Source organism: Streptomyces sp. NPDC059900, from assembly GCF_050270335.1.
GTDB lineage: Bacteria > Actinomycetota > Actinomycetes > Streptomycetales > Streptomycetaceae > Streptomyces.
On the sequence record NZ_JBNNJZ010000168.1, the window covers coordinates 1 to 15,173 of the forward strand.

Consider the following 15,173-nt stretch of genomic DNA (forward strand, 5'->3'; position numbering starts at 1 on the left):
GACTTGGGTGAGGTGGATCCGGCTCCGTACGAGACCGACCGCCTGCGCGGGTGGGAGGTCGCCTGCCCGCGCCGTCCCTCGCCGCTCGACGGAGTGGCGGTGGCCGGATTCCGTGACCGGGCCGCGGCAGGACTGGACCTGCGGGTCATCCCGCAGCCGGTCGTGACCGTCGTCGTCGAACTCGGCGACGACGCCCTGGCCGTCGACCACCCCGGCGGCAACCGGTCGCTGCGAAGCCTGGCCGCCGGGCTCACACCGGGAGCGGCCCGCATCCGCGCACGGCGTGTGGAGTGCGTGGAGGTGCAGATGTCCCCGGTGAGCGCCTACTCGTTGCTGGGCGTCTCGCTCCGCGAACTGGACGGCGGTGTGTTCGGCCTCGCGGAGCTGTGGGGCCGCCAAGAGCCCCGGCTGCGCGAGCAGTTGACCGGCATGGGGGAGTGGGAGGACCGCTTCGCCCTGGTGGCGGATTTCCTGGCGCGCCGCCACGCCTCGGCGCCGTCGATGGACCCGGAGGTCGTCGCGAGCTGGGAGCACATCGTCGCCCGCCGGGGCCTGGTGCGGGTCGGCGACCTGGCGGCGTCGTGCGGGTGGAGCCGCAAACGGCTGTGGTCGAGGTTCACCGCCCAGGTCGGCCTCACGCCCAAGCGCGCCGCGATGCTCGTACGGTTCGACCGCGCCGTCAGAGGCCTGTCGGCGGGCCGGGGCCCTGCCGAGGTGGCCGCCGTGTGCGGATACGTCGACCAGTCGCACCTGCATCGTGACGTCCTGGCCTTCGCCGGCTGCACTCCGGGCGCATTGGCGCTTGCCTGATCGGCAGCAGGGGCGGCCGACGGTGTCCGGCGCGGGAAGCCGCGCTCGGCCGACGCTCACAGAGGCAGGGCGCGCTCGTACACCACGTGCTTCATGACGAGCGTGGAGCTCAGCCGCTGCACGCCCGGCAGCGTGGCGAGCTTGTCGTCGTAGAGCCGCTGGAAGGCGGGCAGGTCCTTGCTGACGATGCGTACGAGATAGTCGGGATCCCCGAAGAGGCGCTCGGCCATCAGGATCTCGGGGATCTCGGTGAGGGCGTGCTCGAAGGAGGCGACGGTGTCGCGGTCCTCCTGGCGCATGGTGACGAAGACAAGCGCCTCGAAGCTCAGACCCACGGCACCCGCGTCCAGGATCGCGCGGTAGCCGCGGATGGCGCCGCTGCGTTCGAGTTCGCGCAGTCGGCGGTGGCAGGGGGAGAGGCTGAGCCGCACCCGCGCGGCCAGTTCCGTGACCGTCAGACGGCCGTCGTCCTGGAGCTCGGCAAGAATCTTCCGGTCCACATCGTCCATGGGGTAGATCCTGCCACTCAGAGCCTCCCAGTGGGCAATACTTGGAAACACCTTCGGGCATATCGCAACTAATCTCCTTCCCAGAAGCCGTTTGAGAGGGAGAAGTACGTCGTGGCCGTCAGTTCCATCACCGCCTTCTGGGCGGTCTCAGTCCTGCTCATCCTCGTGCCGGGAGCGGACTGGGCCTACGCGATCAACGCCGGGCTCCGCGACCGGTCCGTGGTGCCCGCCGTCAGCGGCCTGCTGTTGGGCTACCTCGCCCTGACCGCCGTGGTCGCCGCCGGAGTGGCGGCCGTCGTGGCGCGGACACCGTCCGTCCTCACCGCCCTGACCGTCCTGGGCGCCCTCTACCTGGTGTGGCTCGGTGCCACGACGCTGGCCCGGCCCGCCGTCGCGGGGACCGGAGAGCAGGACGCCGGGAGCGGGGCGGCGGGGGCCAGGGTCCTCAAGGGGGTGGGGATCAGCGGCCTCAACCCCAAGGCGCTGCTGCTCTTCCTGGCCCTGCTGCCGCAGTTCACCGCCCCGCACGGCAGCTGGCCCCTCGCCGCACAGATCGGCACGCTCGGCCTGGTCCACACCCTCAGCTGCGCCGCGATCTACCTGTGCGTGGGCGTCCTTGCCCGCACCGTCCTGCGGGCACGCCCCGCGGCCGCGCGCGCCGTCACCCGTATCTCGGGCGCCGCCATGATCGTGATCGGCATGCTGCTGCTCGCCGAACGCCTCGCGGCCTGAGGCGGGCACCTCACGCGGCGCCGGCCCTGCCCTGCCACTCGTGCGTGAGCAGCGACCAGACCTCCATGTCGTGGCGGACGCCTTGGTAGAGGGACTGCTCGCGCAGGGTGGCGTCCAGGTGCATGCCCATCCGCCGGGCGACGGCCCGGCTGCGGGTGTTGCCGGCGCTGTTCCACCACTCGACGCGGTGCATGCCGCGCTCCTCGAAGGCGTACGCGATCAGGTGCCGGACCGCGGCGCTGATCAGGCCTTGTCCCTCACCCGCGGGCTCGGCCCAGACGCCGATCTCGCAGTTGCCGGACCGGGTGTCGAAGTGCACGAACATCACGCCGCCGATCAGCGTGCCGTCCCGCCAGATCCCGTAGATGCGTCCGGCGTCGGCGGCCTGCTTGTCGGCGTAGCTCTGCAGGGTGGCGCGGGCGGACTCCAGATCGGTGGAGCGCGTCGCCCAGGGGATCCACGGGTCGGTGTGGGAGCGGGCCCGGTCGATGTGGGCCAGGAACTCGGCGTCCTGCCAGGGCTCAAGCGTGCGGAGCTCGGCATTCTCGGTCAGCGCTATGGCGTACATGACTCGTCCTCGGCGGTTGTCCGGCTGGGCGCGCGCGGTGTCGGGGCCAGCGCTTCCAGGTACGTAACGAACGTTGGGTATGTACTCTAGCGGCCATGACGCCGCCAGCCCGGACCGACCATGACGCCCGCAGGACCGAGGTCTCGCAGGCCGTCTGGCGGGTCCTTGCCGCCCACGGCTTCGGCGGCCTGACCCTGCGCGCGGTCGCCGCGGAGATGGGCGCCACCACCGGCCTGCTCACGCACTACTTCCCCAGCAAGCGCGCCCTGCTGAGACACGCCCTGGAAGTCCTCGACCGGCGCTCGGCCGACCGCCCGCGCCCGGCGGCCGAGCGCGCCGGTGAGGCGTCCGGCCTGGTGATGCTGCGGGCGACGCTGCTCGACATCCTCCCGCTGGACGCCGGGAGCGCGGCGAGCAACCGGATCTGGGTGGCCTCCTGGGACGTGGCCCTCGCCGACCCGGAACTGGCACAGGAGCACGCCGAGCGCTACCGCCGCGCGCGCGAGCGGATGGCCGGGCACGTCGCCGAGGCCGAGCGTCTGGGCGAACTGCCGCCCGGCACCCGGACCGAGGATGTCGCCGCGGCGGCCCAGAGCTTCGTCCTCGGCCTGGTGGTCCAGGCGCTTTTCGCACCACGGGAGTTTCCCGCCGAACGCCAGATCGCGCTGGTCGACGACTACGTGTCGTGCCTGCGGCACAGTTGAGCGGGAGGCGGGCCTCGGTCAGCACCCGGCCGTTGGCTCCGGCCCGACCGGCGCCGACCGGGCGCACGCCGCTACAGCCAGTCGTGCTCACGCGCATAGCGCGCCGCATCGTGCCGGGTGCGGGTCTGGGTCTTCTGCATGGCGTTCGAGAGGTAGTTGCGTACGGTGCCCTGCGCCAGGCGCAGGCGGGTGGCGATCTCCGCGACGGAGTAGCCGTCACCGGTCACGCGCAGCACGTCGATCTCGCGGTCGGTGAGCGGGCAGTCGTCGACCACGGCGAGCGCGGAGACATCCGGGTCGATCCACCGCTTGCCCTGGTGCAGGGTGTCGATGACCGACGTGATGTGCGCGGGCTCCGCCGACTTGCTGACGAAGCCCTGGACGCCGAGTTTCAGGGCCTTGCGCAGCACGCCCGGCCGGGCGTGGCGGGTCAGCATGAGGATCACCTGGTCCGGCTGCGCACGGCGGATCTCCGCGACGGCGCCGAGCCCGTCAACGCCGGGCATCTCCAGGTCGATGACCAGCACGTCGGGCCGGTGGCGCAGGGTGGCCTCGACGGCCGACGCGCCGTCGTGCGCCTCGGCGAGCACGGTGATGTCGCCTTCGAGCGGCAGCAGCGCCGCCAGCGCCTTGCGCAGCAGGGCCTCGTCGTCGGCGAGCACCACGCTGGTCATCGTTCGTCCTCCCGTGCCGCGGGCAGCGGCCTCGCCGAGTGCGGGCCGGGGAACTCCGCGGCCGTGACGAAGCGTCCGCCCTTCTGTTCCACCGTCAGTTCGCCTCCTTCGTCGTTCACCCGTTCCTTGAGGGTGGCAAGGCCGCTGAGCCCGGGAAGGGGGGCCTCCGGTGCGCCGTCGTTGACGATGGTGATGCCCGACCCCGAGAGCGTGATCCGCACCCGCGTGGCCTGGGCGTGGCGCAGGATGTTGGTCGTCGTCTCGCGCAGGACCTGGCCGAGCAGTCCGTTCACGCGCTCCTCGGGGTCGGCCTCGCGGTTGACGCGCACGCGGATGCCCGCGGCCTCGAAGAGGTTCTTCGCGTTCTCCAGCTCCGCGGCGAGGTTGAGCCGCCGCTGTGCGTAGGCCAGTTCCTTGGTCTGGATGATGGTGTCGCTGACCAGGGCGCGCACTTCTCGCAGCTCCTCCTCCACGCGTTCGGTGTCGCTGCGCAGCAGCTTCTCGGCCAGCGTGATCTTCAGCTTGACGACGTGCAGGGTGTGGCCCTGGATGTCGTGCAGATCGCCGGCGAAGCGAATGCGCTCCCGGATGACCGCCAGCTCCGCCTCGCGTTCCCGTGACCGCTCGATGACCTCGTAGAAGCGCTGGTTGGCGAACATGAGGACGGTCGCCACCACCGTGATGCCCGTGGGAAGGAGGACGTAGAGGACCAGCACGCCGGACGGGTCGGCCGGTGATTCCAGCAGCTTCGCCGCGCCCGCCGCGGCGACGAACGCGCTCAGCGCCAGGGTCGCGGGGAGGCGGTGGCGGCGGGGGAGCTGGGAGATGAAGTAAGGGCCCACGATGGTGATGCCGTAGAACGCCGTGTGGCTGTTGGTCACCAGCACTCCGAGCACCCATACGGCACCGGTGATGATCAGGCAGGGGAGTGCGACGCGGGAGGTGTCACCCGCCGTCCACCGCTCGATGACGAGCAGGGCCGCGACCACACCCAGGGCCAGCAGGACGCCCTCCCCCCACGACCTGGCGTCGACCGCCACCAGGATCGCCCCCACGGCGGCGAGCGGCGGGATGATCATGGCGAGGTTCACGCCGCGCAGCCGTCCCTGCGTCGTCTGGGCGTGCTCGGGCATCGCGTGACGCCTTTCCTGGATCGGCATCTGCATCTGCATCTGCAGGGGCAGGGGTGGGGGCATGGGCAACGACATCGGTCTCGGGAACGGTCTCGCGCACGGACGGCAGCGTCTGTCCCGCCATGTTCGTCCGGCTTCGAGGCTGACACCAGTGACACTGCGTCATGCCTGCACCCTAAGGAATGTCACGGCGCGGTGATGACACCACGCCCCTGCCGGGCGAGCGCCCCGACGGCTGGAATCGAAGCATGACCTCGACACCAGTCATCGACGTTGAAGCCCTGAACATCAGCTACGGCGACTTCCACGCCGTGAAAGACCTGACCTTCCAGGTGAACAAGGGGGAGCTCTACGCGCTGCTCGGCACGAACGGCGCCGGCAAGACCTCGACCCTGGAGATCATCGAAGGCCACCGCACGGCCACCTCGGGCACCGTGCGGGTCTTCGGGCGCAGCCCGCGCGACCGGCAGGCCGTGCGGCACCGGATGGGCATCATGCTGCAGGAAAGCGGCTTCTCGCCGGACCTGACGGTCAAGGAATCGGTCGGTCTGATGGGGAAGCTCTCCCGGCGCACGGACAGGGTCGAACGCGTGCTCAGCATCGTCGACCTCACGCACAAGTCCGGCACCAAGGTCTCCCAGCTCTCCGGAGGCGAGAAACGCCGCCTGGACTTCGCCAGCGCCGTGTACGGCAGCCCCGAGCTGATCTTCCTGGACGAGCCCACCACCGGCCTGGACATCCAGTCCCGCGACGCCCTGTGGGACGCCGTGGACAAGCTGCGCGAGGACGGGTCCACCATCGTGCTCACCACGCACTACCTGGAAGAGGCCCAGCAGCGTGCCGATCGCATCGGGCTCATGCACATGGGGGCCTTCCACCAGCAGGGCACCGTCGCCGAGCTGACCCGGACGCTCCCGGCCGCCATCCGGTTCTTCCTGCCGGGCGGCGCTCCGGCGCTGCCGCTTGAGGCCACACGCGAGGCGGACGGGGCGTTCCTCGTCAAGACCTTCGGCCTGCAGAAGGACCTGTACGTCCTGCTCGGCTGGGCGCACGCCAACGCGGTGGAGCTGGGGGAACTCCAGGCCGGACCGACCCGGCTCGACGACGTCTTCCGCGCCATCGGCACCACGTAGCCCTTTCCCGTACGTCCACCGCACGTCCACGCGAACCGGACCTTCCCCCTCAGAGGACCCTCACGATGCTCTCCATCGCTCTGACCGAGCTCATCCAGATCTTCCGGAACCGGCTGGTTCTGCTGAACAGCTTCCTCATTCCCGTAGCGGTCTGCGCGTTCTTCGTCTTCAAGCACGAAACCTTCGCCGACCTGCGCAGTCTCGGGTACATCGCGGCGGTGGTGATGTTCACCGTGACCGCGTTCGGGCTCTACGCCACCACCGTGACCACGCTGGCATCGCGCCGCCAGACGCTCTTCCTCAAGCGGCTGCGCTCCACCCCGGCGAGCGATGCCGGCATCCTCACCGGTCTGGTGCTCCCGGTCACCGTCCTGGGCCTGGTCCAGGTGGCCGCGATCCTTGCCGTGCTCGCGGCCGTTGCGGGCAGGCCGGACAACGTGCTTCTCCTGGCGGCGGCGATCATCTCGACCGTGATCATGATGCTCGCCCTGGGCCTTGCCACCGCGGGGCTGACGAACTCCCCCGAGCACGCCCAGGTGACCACGCTGCCGGTGAGCCTCGGCGCCATCGCCGTCACCAACTGGGTGGCCATCACCGGCACCGAGGAGCTGACCCTGCTCAAGCGGCTGCTCCCCGGCGGCTCGGCCACCGAACTGGTCCTCAACGCCTGGAACGGCGGCGTACCCGTGGCCGAGTCCCTGCCCCTGCTGCTGCCCACACTGAGCTGGGTCATCGTCTCCGTGGCACTGGCTTCCCGCCTCTTCCGCTGGGAGCCGCGCCGCTGAAACCTTCGCCTAAGGTGTCGGGGTGGATCTTGACTTGGCGCGGGACGAGTCTGTCGTCGTCGCGGAGTTCGGCGGGCTCCGCGACCTCGGGGGCGAACCCGTCCGCTTCACCGTGCGACGCCACCCCGTGCGGGGCACCTGGGTCGTCGACCTGAGCCCGTACCTGCTGGGAGCCGCGCGGCCCGCCGACGTGCGCGCCCTGGCCGAGGGAATCCTGGCCACGCTCGAACGAGGCGCGGGAGAACCGGACTTCACGCTCTTCGACGACGGCTACGCGGAGGCGCTGATGACCGTCGGCTACGACGGCGACGAGCTGTACTTCACCGCCGGGGTCGCCTTCGACCCCGCGCAGGACGCAGTGGGCAGCTCCCCGGGCGGAGAACCCCTGTACCGCAACCGCTTCGGCACGGCGTACCTGGAGTTCCAGGACGTGGCCCCGGCCGACCCGTCCCACCTGATGTCCTGCGCGCGTGCGCTGCTCGCGGTGCTCGGAACGCAGGGGTTGCGGCAGGATGTGTCCTCATGACGGGTGGGGGAGACGAGCTCTCGGCTGAGTGGGCCGCGCTGTTCCAAGGGGCGGAGGCCTCGGCAGACGTACGGGACGGGTGGGCGCACGGTCTTGCGCTCAATCCCGCCGCCCCCGACGACGTACGGGCCGGCCTGCTGGGTCTTTCGCACCACCTGCTGTGGCAACGCGTGCCGAACGCCGTCATCGAGGCGGCCATCGCCCATCCCGACTGGAAGGTGCGGGAGTTGCTGGCCGACGTCCATCCGTACCTCACGGCCGATCACTGGAGCCGCCTGATCATGGGCGAGCAGGACACCCGGCGGCGCTGGGTTCTCACCCTGATCGCGGCGGACCGGCGTGCCGAGCTGAGCGAAGCCGCCTACCAGCAGCTCGCCGCCGAGACATCCGCCCAGATCCGACAAGAGGCAGCACGTCTGCCCGGGTTGCCCGCCCGGATGTCGGCTGCCCTGGCCGCCGATCCCGAACCGGCGGTGCGCGCCAAGGTCTGCGCTTCCGCGTGGCCCCGCCTGGGCATTCCCGAGCGCCAGGCCCTCCTCGACGACCCGGACAGCAAGGTCCGCACCACCGCGCGGCTGTGGCACCACCGCGATCACCCGCTGTCCCGGGCGGTCCTCGCCGCCGAGGGGCTCCCGGACGAGGCGGTGGAGACCTGCCGGCTGGAGCGTGACCTGGCCGGACACCTGGCCCGCCACGGTGCGCCGGAACAGCGCCGGTCCCTCGCCCGCAACACCCGCCTGGACCCCGACGTGGTCGCCCTGCTCGCCCGGGACCCCGATGAGCGTGTGCGTGCGGAGGTGGCCCTGCGCCCCGACCTCACCGAGGAGCAGCGGGCGGCCATCCCCGTCACCTTCGACACGGGCGTCCGCGCCCACGCCCTCAGCTGGGTCAAGGCACTGCATCACGACCCCGCTGCCATGCGCCGCCTGGCCGCATCCGCCCACCCTCTCGTGCGCCGCAGCGTGGCGCGCGCCCGGCACCTGCCGCCGGACGTCGTCGAGCGCCTCGCCGGGGACGAGGACCGCGTCGTACAACTCTTCCTCGCCGAATCCTGCGACGACGCGCCCGCCGAGATGCTCCTGAGGGTGTGGCAGTGGTGGACCGGCAGCCTGAGCGTCCCCGACCGCCCCCACGGCCACCCGAACTTTCCCCGCGCAGATCTCCTGAAGTACGCCGAGGACGCCAACCCCCGCATGCGCCGACTGGCGCTGGACGACCCGGAGTCGAAACCGGACCTGGTGGAGCGGCTGAGCCGGGACCCGTGCGAAGAGGTGCGCTACCGGGCCGTCACCGACCCGCGGCTGACCGCCGCGTCGGCGATACGACTGCTCGACGACCCGCACGAGTACGTACGCGGTGCTGCCGCCAGGCACCCGGAGCTGCCCGCGCCCGTACTTGTCCGGCTGCTGGGCAAGCCGGACACCGCACGGGTCGCGGCCCGGCATCCGGCGCTGCCCGTCAGCGTCATGCGGCAACTGCTCCGGCGGCTGCGAAGCCAGGAGCCGGCGTCAGCGCCCCGCTGCCCGTGACCGGTGAGCTGCGACGCCCGTGAGGTCGGGCTCGATGTCCGGACGCAGGACGAGTGCGTCGTCGTAGTCGCCGCGGTGCTCGTGGCGGTAGGGCAGCGGCTCGGTGGCCGGCAGTGCGCGCAGCCGCTCGCGGAGCTCGGCCGCGCGGGTGCGGTAGCCGGCGGTGTCGAGGCGGTCGGCGCCGTAGACGACGTAGGGCGGCAGCGCGTCCATGCCCGTGTACCAGAAAGTGCCGTGCAGCAACGGGAACAGCACCTCGTCCAGCTGCCCGTGGATCCCGCGCGGACCGAAGCCGGACTCCCGCGCCCCGACGCTGGTGATGACCATGGCGCGCTTGCCCGCCAGGCCGCCGTCGCCGTAGCGCAGGGTTCGCCCCGAGTGGTCCTGGAGTCCGAACGCGAAGCCCTGCACGAGCACCCGGTCGAACCACCCCTTGAGGATGGCCGGCGGTCCGAACCACCACAGCGGGAACTGGAACACCAGCGTGTCGGCCCAGGCGATCTTCTCCTGCTCGGCCCTGATGTCGTCCGTCAACTTGTCGGCGGCGTAGGCGTGTTCCTGCTCGGCGCCGACCAGGAGCCGGTCGGCGCTCTCGCGGTGGAAGTCGCCGGAGTCCACCACGGGCTTCCACTCCATGGCGTAGAGATCGGACTCGCGGACCTCGTGTCCGAGGCCGCGCAGTTCCCGTATCCCCTCGTCACGCAGGGAGCCGTTGAGGGACCGCGGTTCGGGGTGGGCGAATATCCAGAGAATCTTCATGTGATCGATCCTGCGCCGCGGTCCGGGAGCCGGACGAGTGGCCAGATGGCCACAGGGTGCAAGGATCTGGCCACCGAAGAATGCCCGCGTGTGCTCGTTGCGCGTATCGAGTGGCGCCTCACTCTCAAGCTGAGCCTCAGGGTGAGGGTTCCTGCCCGGCGGGGCGAGCGGCGCGAGGCGTCGGTCTCAGGTCGTTCAGCCGGTCGCGCGCGTGCTCTCGCGGACCACGAGGTCGTAGCCCGCGGTCAGCCGGCTGTGCGGCGCCATGGCGCCGGCGTCGATCCTGCGCAGCAGCGCGTCCACGGCCAGTTCCGCGATGCCCCGCTTGTCGGGGGCGATGGTGGTCAGGCTCGGCACGCTGTAGCGGGACTCCTCCACGTCGTCGAAGCCGACCACGGCCAGGTCGCCGGGGACCCGCAGGCCCCGCTCGTGCGCCACCCGAAGCGCACCGGAGGCCAGCAGGTCGTTGAAGCAGAAGACGGCGTCCGGCGGGTCGTCCAGGGCCAGCAGCGCGCGCATCGCGTCGGCGCCCTCGGCGCGGGTGAAGGCCCGGGTGTCCGGGGCCAGTTGGGGATCGTGCGGGACGCCCGCCGCGTGCAGCGCGGTCAGATAGCCGTGCATGCGCTGGACCGTGGTGGCGTGCGCGGGGCCCGACGGCTGGCCGATGACGGCGACGCGGCGGCGGCCCAGGGCGAGCAGGTGGTCGGTGGCCTCGCGGGCCGCCGCCGAGTTGTCGATCAGGACGTGGTCGGCGGGGATCTCGTACGACTGCTCGCCCAGGAGCACGAGCGGTACGCGGCCTTCGCGGGCGGCGAGGGCCTGCTCGTCGAGCCTCAGGGGGCTGAGCAGGACCCCGTCGATGAGCGGGTCGCTCAGTCCGCAGGCGATGCGCAGTTCCTCCTCCGCGCTGCCCCCGGTGTCCTCGATGAGCACGGTGCAGCCGCGCTTCTTGGCGGCGGCGATGACCTGCGCGGCCAGCTCGGCGAAGTACGGCGCGACGAGTTCGGGGACGGCGAGCGCGATGATGCCGCTGCGTCCGGTGCGCAGATGACGCGCCGATGCGTTGGGCTGGTAGTCGAGGTCGGCGATGGCGCGCAGGACGCGCTCGCGGGTCCGGTCGGCGACTCTGGCCTCGCCGCGGACGACGTTCGACACCGTTTTGATCGACACTCCGGCGCGCTCGGCGACGTCCTTCAGACGGGTGCCTGCCACGTGTTTCTCCCTCCCCCGACAGCAGCAGCGTACGTCATGGTCCAACGTTGTAACCGGCAGGGTCGGAGGCCGCTTCGGGCAGGTACGTGAACAGGTAATGCATGCCTAGGTGTTGACGCCGTATTGCCAGCTGAGTACAACGTTGTAAACACAGCGAGCGGCCACGAGCCGAGGTTGTCTCCGCTGCGTATTCCAACGTTGTACTCCATGCGGCTCTGTTTGCTTTATTCGCTTTGCTCGTTGTGTTCGTCGTGTTCGTTCTGTTTCGCCTTGTTCGCCGTGGAAGGACGCATGCCCATGCGGGACCGCATACCGACCCCGTCGCCGCCCGCCCCCTCCCGCCGCCGTGTGCTGCGCGGCGGGCTCGCCGTCGGAGCGACCGGCGCCGCCGCGCTCACCGCCACGGGCTGCGGCAGCACCCTGGCACAGGGGTTCACCGGCGGCGCGCCCTCGCCGTCGCGGCTGAACTTCTGGAACCCCTTCACCGGCGGCGACGGCGAGCGGATGCTGGCGATGCAGGACGCCTACCGCGCCTCGCACCGCTCGGTGGACCTGAAGTCGGCGACGTTCCTGTGGGGCAACCCGTACTACACGAAGCTCACCCTGGCCACGCTGGGCGACCGGCCGCCGCAGGCCGCGGTGATCCACCTGTCGAAGCTGCCCACGCTCGCCGAGGCCGGCCTGCTCAGCGAACTGCACCCGGAGGATCTGGCCCGGCACGGCCTGACCGAGGACAAGTTCGACGCGCGGCCCTGGCGCAAGTCCCAGTTCAACGGCAAGCCGCACGCCGTGCCGCTGGACACGCACCCCTTCGTGCTCTATTTCCGCACGGACATCGCCGAGAAGGCCGGACTGCTCGACGGCAAAGGCCAGTTGGCGGACGTCGACGGACCCGACGCGTTCATCGACGCGCTGCGTGCGGCCAAGGAGGTCACCGGCGCCTGGGGCGGTTCGATCGCCTCGGTGAAGGACGCCTCGATGCAGTTCCGCATCTTCTGATCCCTGTACCGCCAGATCGGCGGCGGTGACCTCGTCGCCGACCAGGGCAAGAAGGTGGTCATCGACGAGGCCGCCGCGGCCGAGGCGCTCGCCTACATCCGCCGCCTCAGCGAAGAGAAGGTGATCCCCGCCAACACCGACGGCAAGGGCGCCATCACCCTGCTGACCACCGGCAAGGCCGGATTCCTGATGGACGGCGTCTGGCAGGCCCTCGCGGTCCAGTCGGCGAAGGTGAAGTTCGACATGCGGCCCCTGCCGCGCATCTTCAAGGACGCGCCCTACGCCTGCGCCGCCGACTCGCACGCCCTCGTGCTGCCCAAGGCACCCAGCGCGAAGGCCCAACGCCTCGACCTCTCCCTGGGGTTCGCCGCGTCGATGCTGCACTCCAGCAAGCTGTGGGCGGAGGGCGGCCACGTCCCGGCCTGGCTGCCGACCCAGCGTTCACGCGCGTACAAGGAACTCCAGCCGCAGTCGCACTACGCCACGGCCGCCGACGGCGCGGTCTACGACCCGGCCGCCTGGTACGGCGGCGCGGGAGGCACCATGCAGACCGTGGTCGGCGACGTGGTGACCACCGTGTTCACCGGCGACACCAGCCCCACCGCGGGCGCCGCCCGGCTGCGCCGCGAGCTGCAGACCCTGGCCTCGCGCCCCGCTCCCGTATGAGCCCGTATGGGCAGGCCCCGCTGACGGCTGCTGTGTAACCCCCTCGCTTTGCCCAACCCCCCTCGCTCCACCCGCCCCTGGATCCCGTACGCCTTGACCGAAAGGCCGAACCGTGGCCACGACGACCGCTCCCTCCCCGACGTCCAGCAGAGGCGACCGCTGGGCAGGACCGGGGATGCTGCTGCCCTTCGCTCTCTTCTATCTGGTGTTTCTGGTGGGGCCGCTGATCTACACCGTGATCGCCGGGTTCTTCGAGACCAGCCTGCTCAAGAGCGGCCTCGGTGAATTCGCGGGCCTTTCCAACTACAAGGCGGTGCTCGGCGACGAGGAGTTCTGGCGCACCCTGGGCAACACGCTGTGGTTCACGGTCCTGACGACCGTGCCCCTGGTCGTGCTCAGCCTGGTCCTGGCCCTGCTCGCCGACCGGTTCGTGCGCGGCCGCTGGTTCTTCCGCTTCGCGTTCTTCGCGCCGTTCGTGCTGCCGTCCGCGGTCGTCTCGCTGCTCTTCATGTTCATCTACGCCGACCAGCTGGGCCTGGCCCAGGAGGCGGTGAAGTGGTTCGGCGTCGACACCCCGCCCTCGTGGCTCGGCGACCCGGACTGGGCAATGCTCTCCATCGCCGCGGCCACGGTGTGGTGGACCGTCGGCTTCAACTTCGTGCTCTACCTGGCCGGACTGCAGGACGTGCCCCGCGAGGTGCACGAGGCCGCCGCCATCGACGGGGCCGGGCCCTGGCAGCGCATCCGGCACGTGGTCGTGCCGATGCTGGGCCGTACGACGACGCTCGTGACGGTGTTGCAGGTCATCGCCTCGCTGAAGGTCTTCGACCAGATCTACATGATGACCAACGGCGGCCCCGACGGCAGCACCCGCCCCTCGCTCCAGCTCATCTACGACACCGGGTTCGTCGAGGGCCGCGTGGGCTACGCCTCGACCGTGTCGCTGCTCCTGTTCGTGGTGATCCTGTTCGTCTCCCTCGTCTGGTTCGCCCTCGTACGCCGTGCCGAGAAGGAGAACTGACCATGACCGCGATCGCCACGCGCCCCGAGACCGGACAACGCGGCACCACCCCACCGCCGGCCCGCCCCCGCGACTCCGAACGCCTCTTCAACCGGGTGGCCCTCGGCACGCTCATCGCCCTCGCCGTGCTGTGGCTGGTGCCGCTTGCCTGGGCGCTCGCCACCTCGGTGCGGCCCGCCCAGGAGGTCGTCACCAACCCGACCGGATGGTTCACCGCGCACCCCACCCTGTCCGCGTACGGGGAGATCTTCGACGCGGGCAAGCTGCCCTACTGGTACGCCAACAGCTTCATCACCTCGATCCTCACCACCGTCCTCACGGTGATCATGGCTTCGCTCGCTGCGTTCGCCCTCTCGCAGACCCGCTTCAGGACGCGCCGCGCCGCGTTCGTGATGCTGCTGGCCGGGATCATGATCCCCGGCCAGGTCCTGATGATCCCGCAGTTCCTCGCGCTCCAGTCGGCGGGCCTGCTGAACACCTACTGGGGCGTGGTCCTGCCCCAAGTCCCCAACGTCGTCGCCGTGTTCGTCTTCAAGCAGTTCTTCGACGGCATCCCGCGCGAACTGATCGACGCGGCGCGCGCGGACGGCGCGGGCTGGCTGCGCATCTACTGGCAGATCGTGATGCCGATCTCCCGTCCGGCCGTCTCCGCCGTCACGATCTTCGTGTTCGTCGGCGTCTGGAACAACTTCCTGTGGCCCCTGCTCGTGGTCACCGACCCCGAGATGATGACGCTGCCCGTCGGACTCACCTCCGTCCAGGACGTGTTCGGCGTTCCCTACGCCCAGCTCATGGCGTCCGCCGTGCTCGGCGCGATCCCGCTGCTCGCCGTCTTCGCGCTGTTCCAGCGCCGCATCGTCGAGGGCATCGCAGGCACCGGCCTGAAGTAACCCGCCCCCCTTGACCCTCACTGCCCGACCCGCAAACCGCACCACAGAGAGAGGCACCAGAACATGCCGCACACCGCACGGTTCGTCATCGACCCCGAGTTCAGCGTCGGCGACGTCGACCCGCGTCTGTACGGAACCTTCGTCGAGCACATGGGACGCTGCGTCTACACCGGCATCCACGACCCCGGCCACCCCACCGCAGATGAGGCCGGATTCCGCGGCGACGTCGCCGACCTCGTCCGCGAACTGGGCACCGGCCTCGTGCGCTACCCCGGCGGCAATTTCGTCTCCGGCTACCACTGGGAGGACGGCGTCGGCCCGGTCTCCGAGCGCCCCCGCCGCCTCGACCTGGCCTGGCGCTCCATCGAGACCAACCACGTCGGCACCAACGAATTCCTCGGCTGGGCCAAGCAGCTCGGCCTCGACCCGATGATGGCCGTCAACCTCGGGACGCGCGGCATCGACGCCGCCCGCGCCCTGGTCGAGTACTGCAACCACCCGGGCGGCACCGCCTGGTCGGACC

17 protein-coding genes and 1 pseudogene are annotated in these 15,173 nt (G+C 70.7%); 12 read left to right on the forward strand and 6 right to left on the reverse strand.

Annotated elements, in window-relative coordinates; genetic code table 11:
• Nucleotides 1–3 precede the first annotated feature (3 nt).
• Nucleotides 4–810 carry a helix-turn-helix domain-containing protein gene (locus ACQKIP_RS22015; RefSeq protein ID WP_427743851.1) on the forward strand — a complete coding sequence of 269 codons (807 nt, stop codon included), beginning with the start codon at nt 4–6 and terminating at the stop codon, nt 808–810.
• 56 nt (nt 811–866) lie between these two features.
• On the opposite strand, the gene ACQKIP_RS22020 is transcribed toward ACQKIP_RS22015, so the two are convergent.
• A complete protein-coding gene (locus ACQKIP_RS22020) occupies nt 867–1,319 on the reverse strand; it encodes an Lrp/AsnC family transcriptional regulator (RefSeq protein WP_365855868.1) in 453 nt (150 codons plus the stop codon).
• 111 nt (nt 1,320–1,430) lie between these two features.
• Between ACQKIP_RS22020 and ACQKIP_RS22025 the strand changes: the two genes are divergently transcribed.
• Complete coding sequence (locus tag ACQKIP_RS22025; RefSeq protein WP_365855870.1) at nt 1,431–2,051, forward strand: LysE family translocator; 621 nt, start codon at nt 1,431–1,433, stop codon at nt 2,049–2,051.
• Nucleotides 2,052–2,061: 10 nt separating this feature from the next.
• Here ACQKIP_RS22025 and ACQKIP_RS22030 read toward each other — a convergent pair whose 3' ends face one another.
• A complete protein-coding gene (locus tag ACQKIP_RS22030; RefSeq protein ID WP_365855872.1) occupies nt 2,062–2,619 on the reverse strand; it encodes a GNAT family N-acetyltransferase in 558 nt (185 codons plus the stop codon).
• A gap of 95 nt (nt 2,620–2,714) precedes the next feature.
• Between ACQKIP_RS22030 and ACQKIP_RS22035 the strand changes: the two genes are divergently transcribed.
• Complete coding sequence (locus ACQKIP_RS22035; RefSeq protein WP_365855874.1) at nt 2,715–3,323, forward strand: TetR/AcrR family transcriptional regulator; 609 nt, start codon at nt 2,715–2,717, stop codon at nt 3,321–3,323.
• A 71-nt stretch (nt 3,324–3,394) separates the two neighbouring features.
• Here ACQKIP_RS22035 and ACQKIP_RS22040 read toward each other — a convergent pair whose 3' ends face one another.
• Together ACQKIP_RS22040 and ACQKIP_RS22045 are read right to left on the reverse strand one after the other, a co-directional pair.
• Nucleotides 3,395–3,997 (reverse strand): response regulator transcription factor, encoded by a 603-nt coding sequence (locus ACQKIP_RS22040; RefSeq protein WP_365855876.1) that lies wholly within the window; start codon nt 3,995–3,997, stop codon nt 3,395–3,397.
• Complete coding sequence (locus ACQKIP_RS22045) at nt 3,994–5,130, reverse strand: sensor histidine kinase (protein WP_365855878.1); 1,137 nt, start codon at nt 5,128–5,130, stop codon at nt 3,994–3,996. The genes ACQKIP_RS22040 and ACQKIP_RS22045 overlap by 4 nt, the downstream gene beginning before the upstream one ends.
• Nucleotides 5,131–5,378: 248 nt before the next feature.
• Between ACQKIP_RS22045 and ACQKIP_RS22050 the strand changes: the two genes are divergently transcribed.
• From ACQKIP_RS22050 to ACQKIP_RS22065, 4 genes are all read left to right on the forward strand, one after another.
• Nucleotides 5,379–6,263 carry an ABC transporter ATP-binding protein gene (locus tag ACQKIP_RS22050; protein ID WP_365855880.1) on the forward strand — a complete coding sequence of 295 codons (885 nt, stop codon included), beginning with the start codon at nt 5,379–5,381 and terminating at the stop codon, nt 6,261–6,263.
• Nucleotides 6,264–6,328: 65 nt separating this feature from the next.
• Nucleotides 6,329–7,048, forward strand: a complete 720-nt coding sequence (locus tag ACQKIP_RS22055; protein ID WP_365855882.1) for an ABC transporter permease — start codon at nt 6,329–6,331, stop codon at nt 7,046–7,048.
• Nucleotides 7,049–7,070: 22 nt separating this feature from the next.
• Nucleotides 7,071–7,574, forward strand: coding sequence for a hypothetical protein (locus ACQKIP_RS22060; protein ID WP_365855884.1), 504 nt, complete (start codon nt 7,071–7,073; stop codon nt 7,572–7,574).
• Nucleotides 7,571–9,103 (forward strand): PE-PGRS family protein, encoded by a 1,533-nt coding sequence (locus ACQKIP_RS22065; RefSeq protein WP_365855886.1) that lies wholly within the window; start codon nt 7,571–7,573, stop codon nt 9,101–9,103. The genes ACQKIP_RS22060 and ACQKIP_RS22065 overlap by 4 nt, the downstream gene beginning before the upstream one ends.
• Here the strand turns inward: ACQKIP_RS22065 and ACQKIP_RS22070 are convergent.
• Both ACQKIP_RS22070 and ACQKIP_RS22075 read right to left on the reverse strand, forming a co-directional pair.
• Nucleotides 9,083–9,862, reverse strand: coding sequence for an NAD(P)H-dependent oxidoreductase (locus ACQKIP_RS22070; protein ID WP_365855888.1), 780 nt, complete (start codon nt 9,860–9,862; stop codon nt 9,083–9,085). The two genes, ACQKIP_RS22065 and ACQKIP_RS22070, sit on opposite strands and share 21 nt — an antisense overlap.
• Nucleotides 9,863–10,057: 195 nt before the next feature.
• Complete coding sequence (locus ACQKIP_RS22075) at nt 10,058–11,074, reverse strand: LacI family DNA-binding transcriptional regulator (RefSeq protein ID WP_365855890.1); 1,017 nt, start codon at nt 11,072–11,074, stop codon at nt 10,058–10,060.
• Between the two features lie 297 nt (nt 11,075–11,371).
• On the opposite strand from ACQKIP_RS22075, the gene ACQKIP_RS22080 reads away from it, so the two are divergent.
• From ACQKIP_RS22080 to ACQKIP_RS22100, 5 genes and pseudogenes are all read left to right on the forward strand, one after another.
• Nucleotides 11,372–12,073 carry an ABC transporter substrate-binding protein gene (locus ACQKIP_RS22080; RefSeq protein WP_427743846.1) on the forward strand — a complete coding sequence of 234 codons (702 nt, stop codon included), beginning with the start codon at nt 11,372–11,374 and terminating at the stop codon, nt 12,071–12,073.
• Between the two features lie 54 nt (nt 12,074–12,127).
• Entirely contained in the window at nt 12,128–12,739 is a 612-nt protein-coding gene (locus ACQKIP_RS22085; RefSeq protein ID WP_427743848.1) for a hypothetical protein, read from the forward strand.
• A gap of 112 nt (nt 12,740–12,851) precedes the next feature.
• Entirely contained in the window at nt 12,852–13,760 is a 909-nt protein-coding gene (locus ACQKIP_RS22090; RefSeq protein WP_361184087.1) for a carbohydrate ABC transporter permease, read from the forward strand.
• 2 nt (nt 13,761–13,762) lie between these two features.
• Nucleotides 13,763–14,650, forward strand: coding sequence for a carbohydrate ABC transporter permease (locus ACQKIP_RS22095; RefSeq protein WP_365855894.1), 888 nt, complete (start codon nt 13,763–13,765; stop codon nt 14,648–14,650).
• Between the two features lie 63 nt (nt 14,651–14,713).
• Nucleotides 14,714–15,173 (forward strand): annotated as a pseudogene (locus ACQKIP_RS22100) (alpha-L-arabinofuranosidase); the annotation flags it as partial.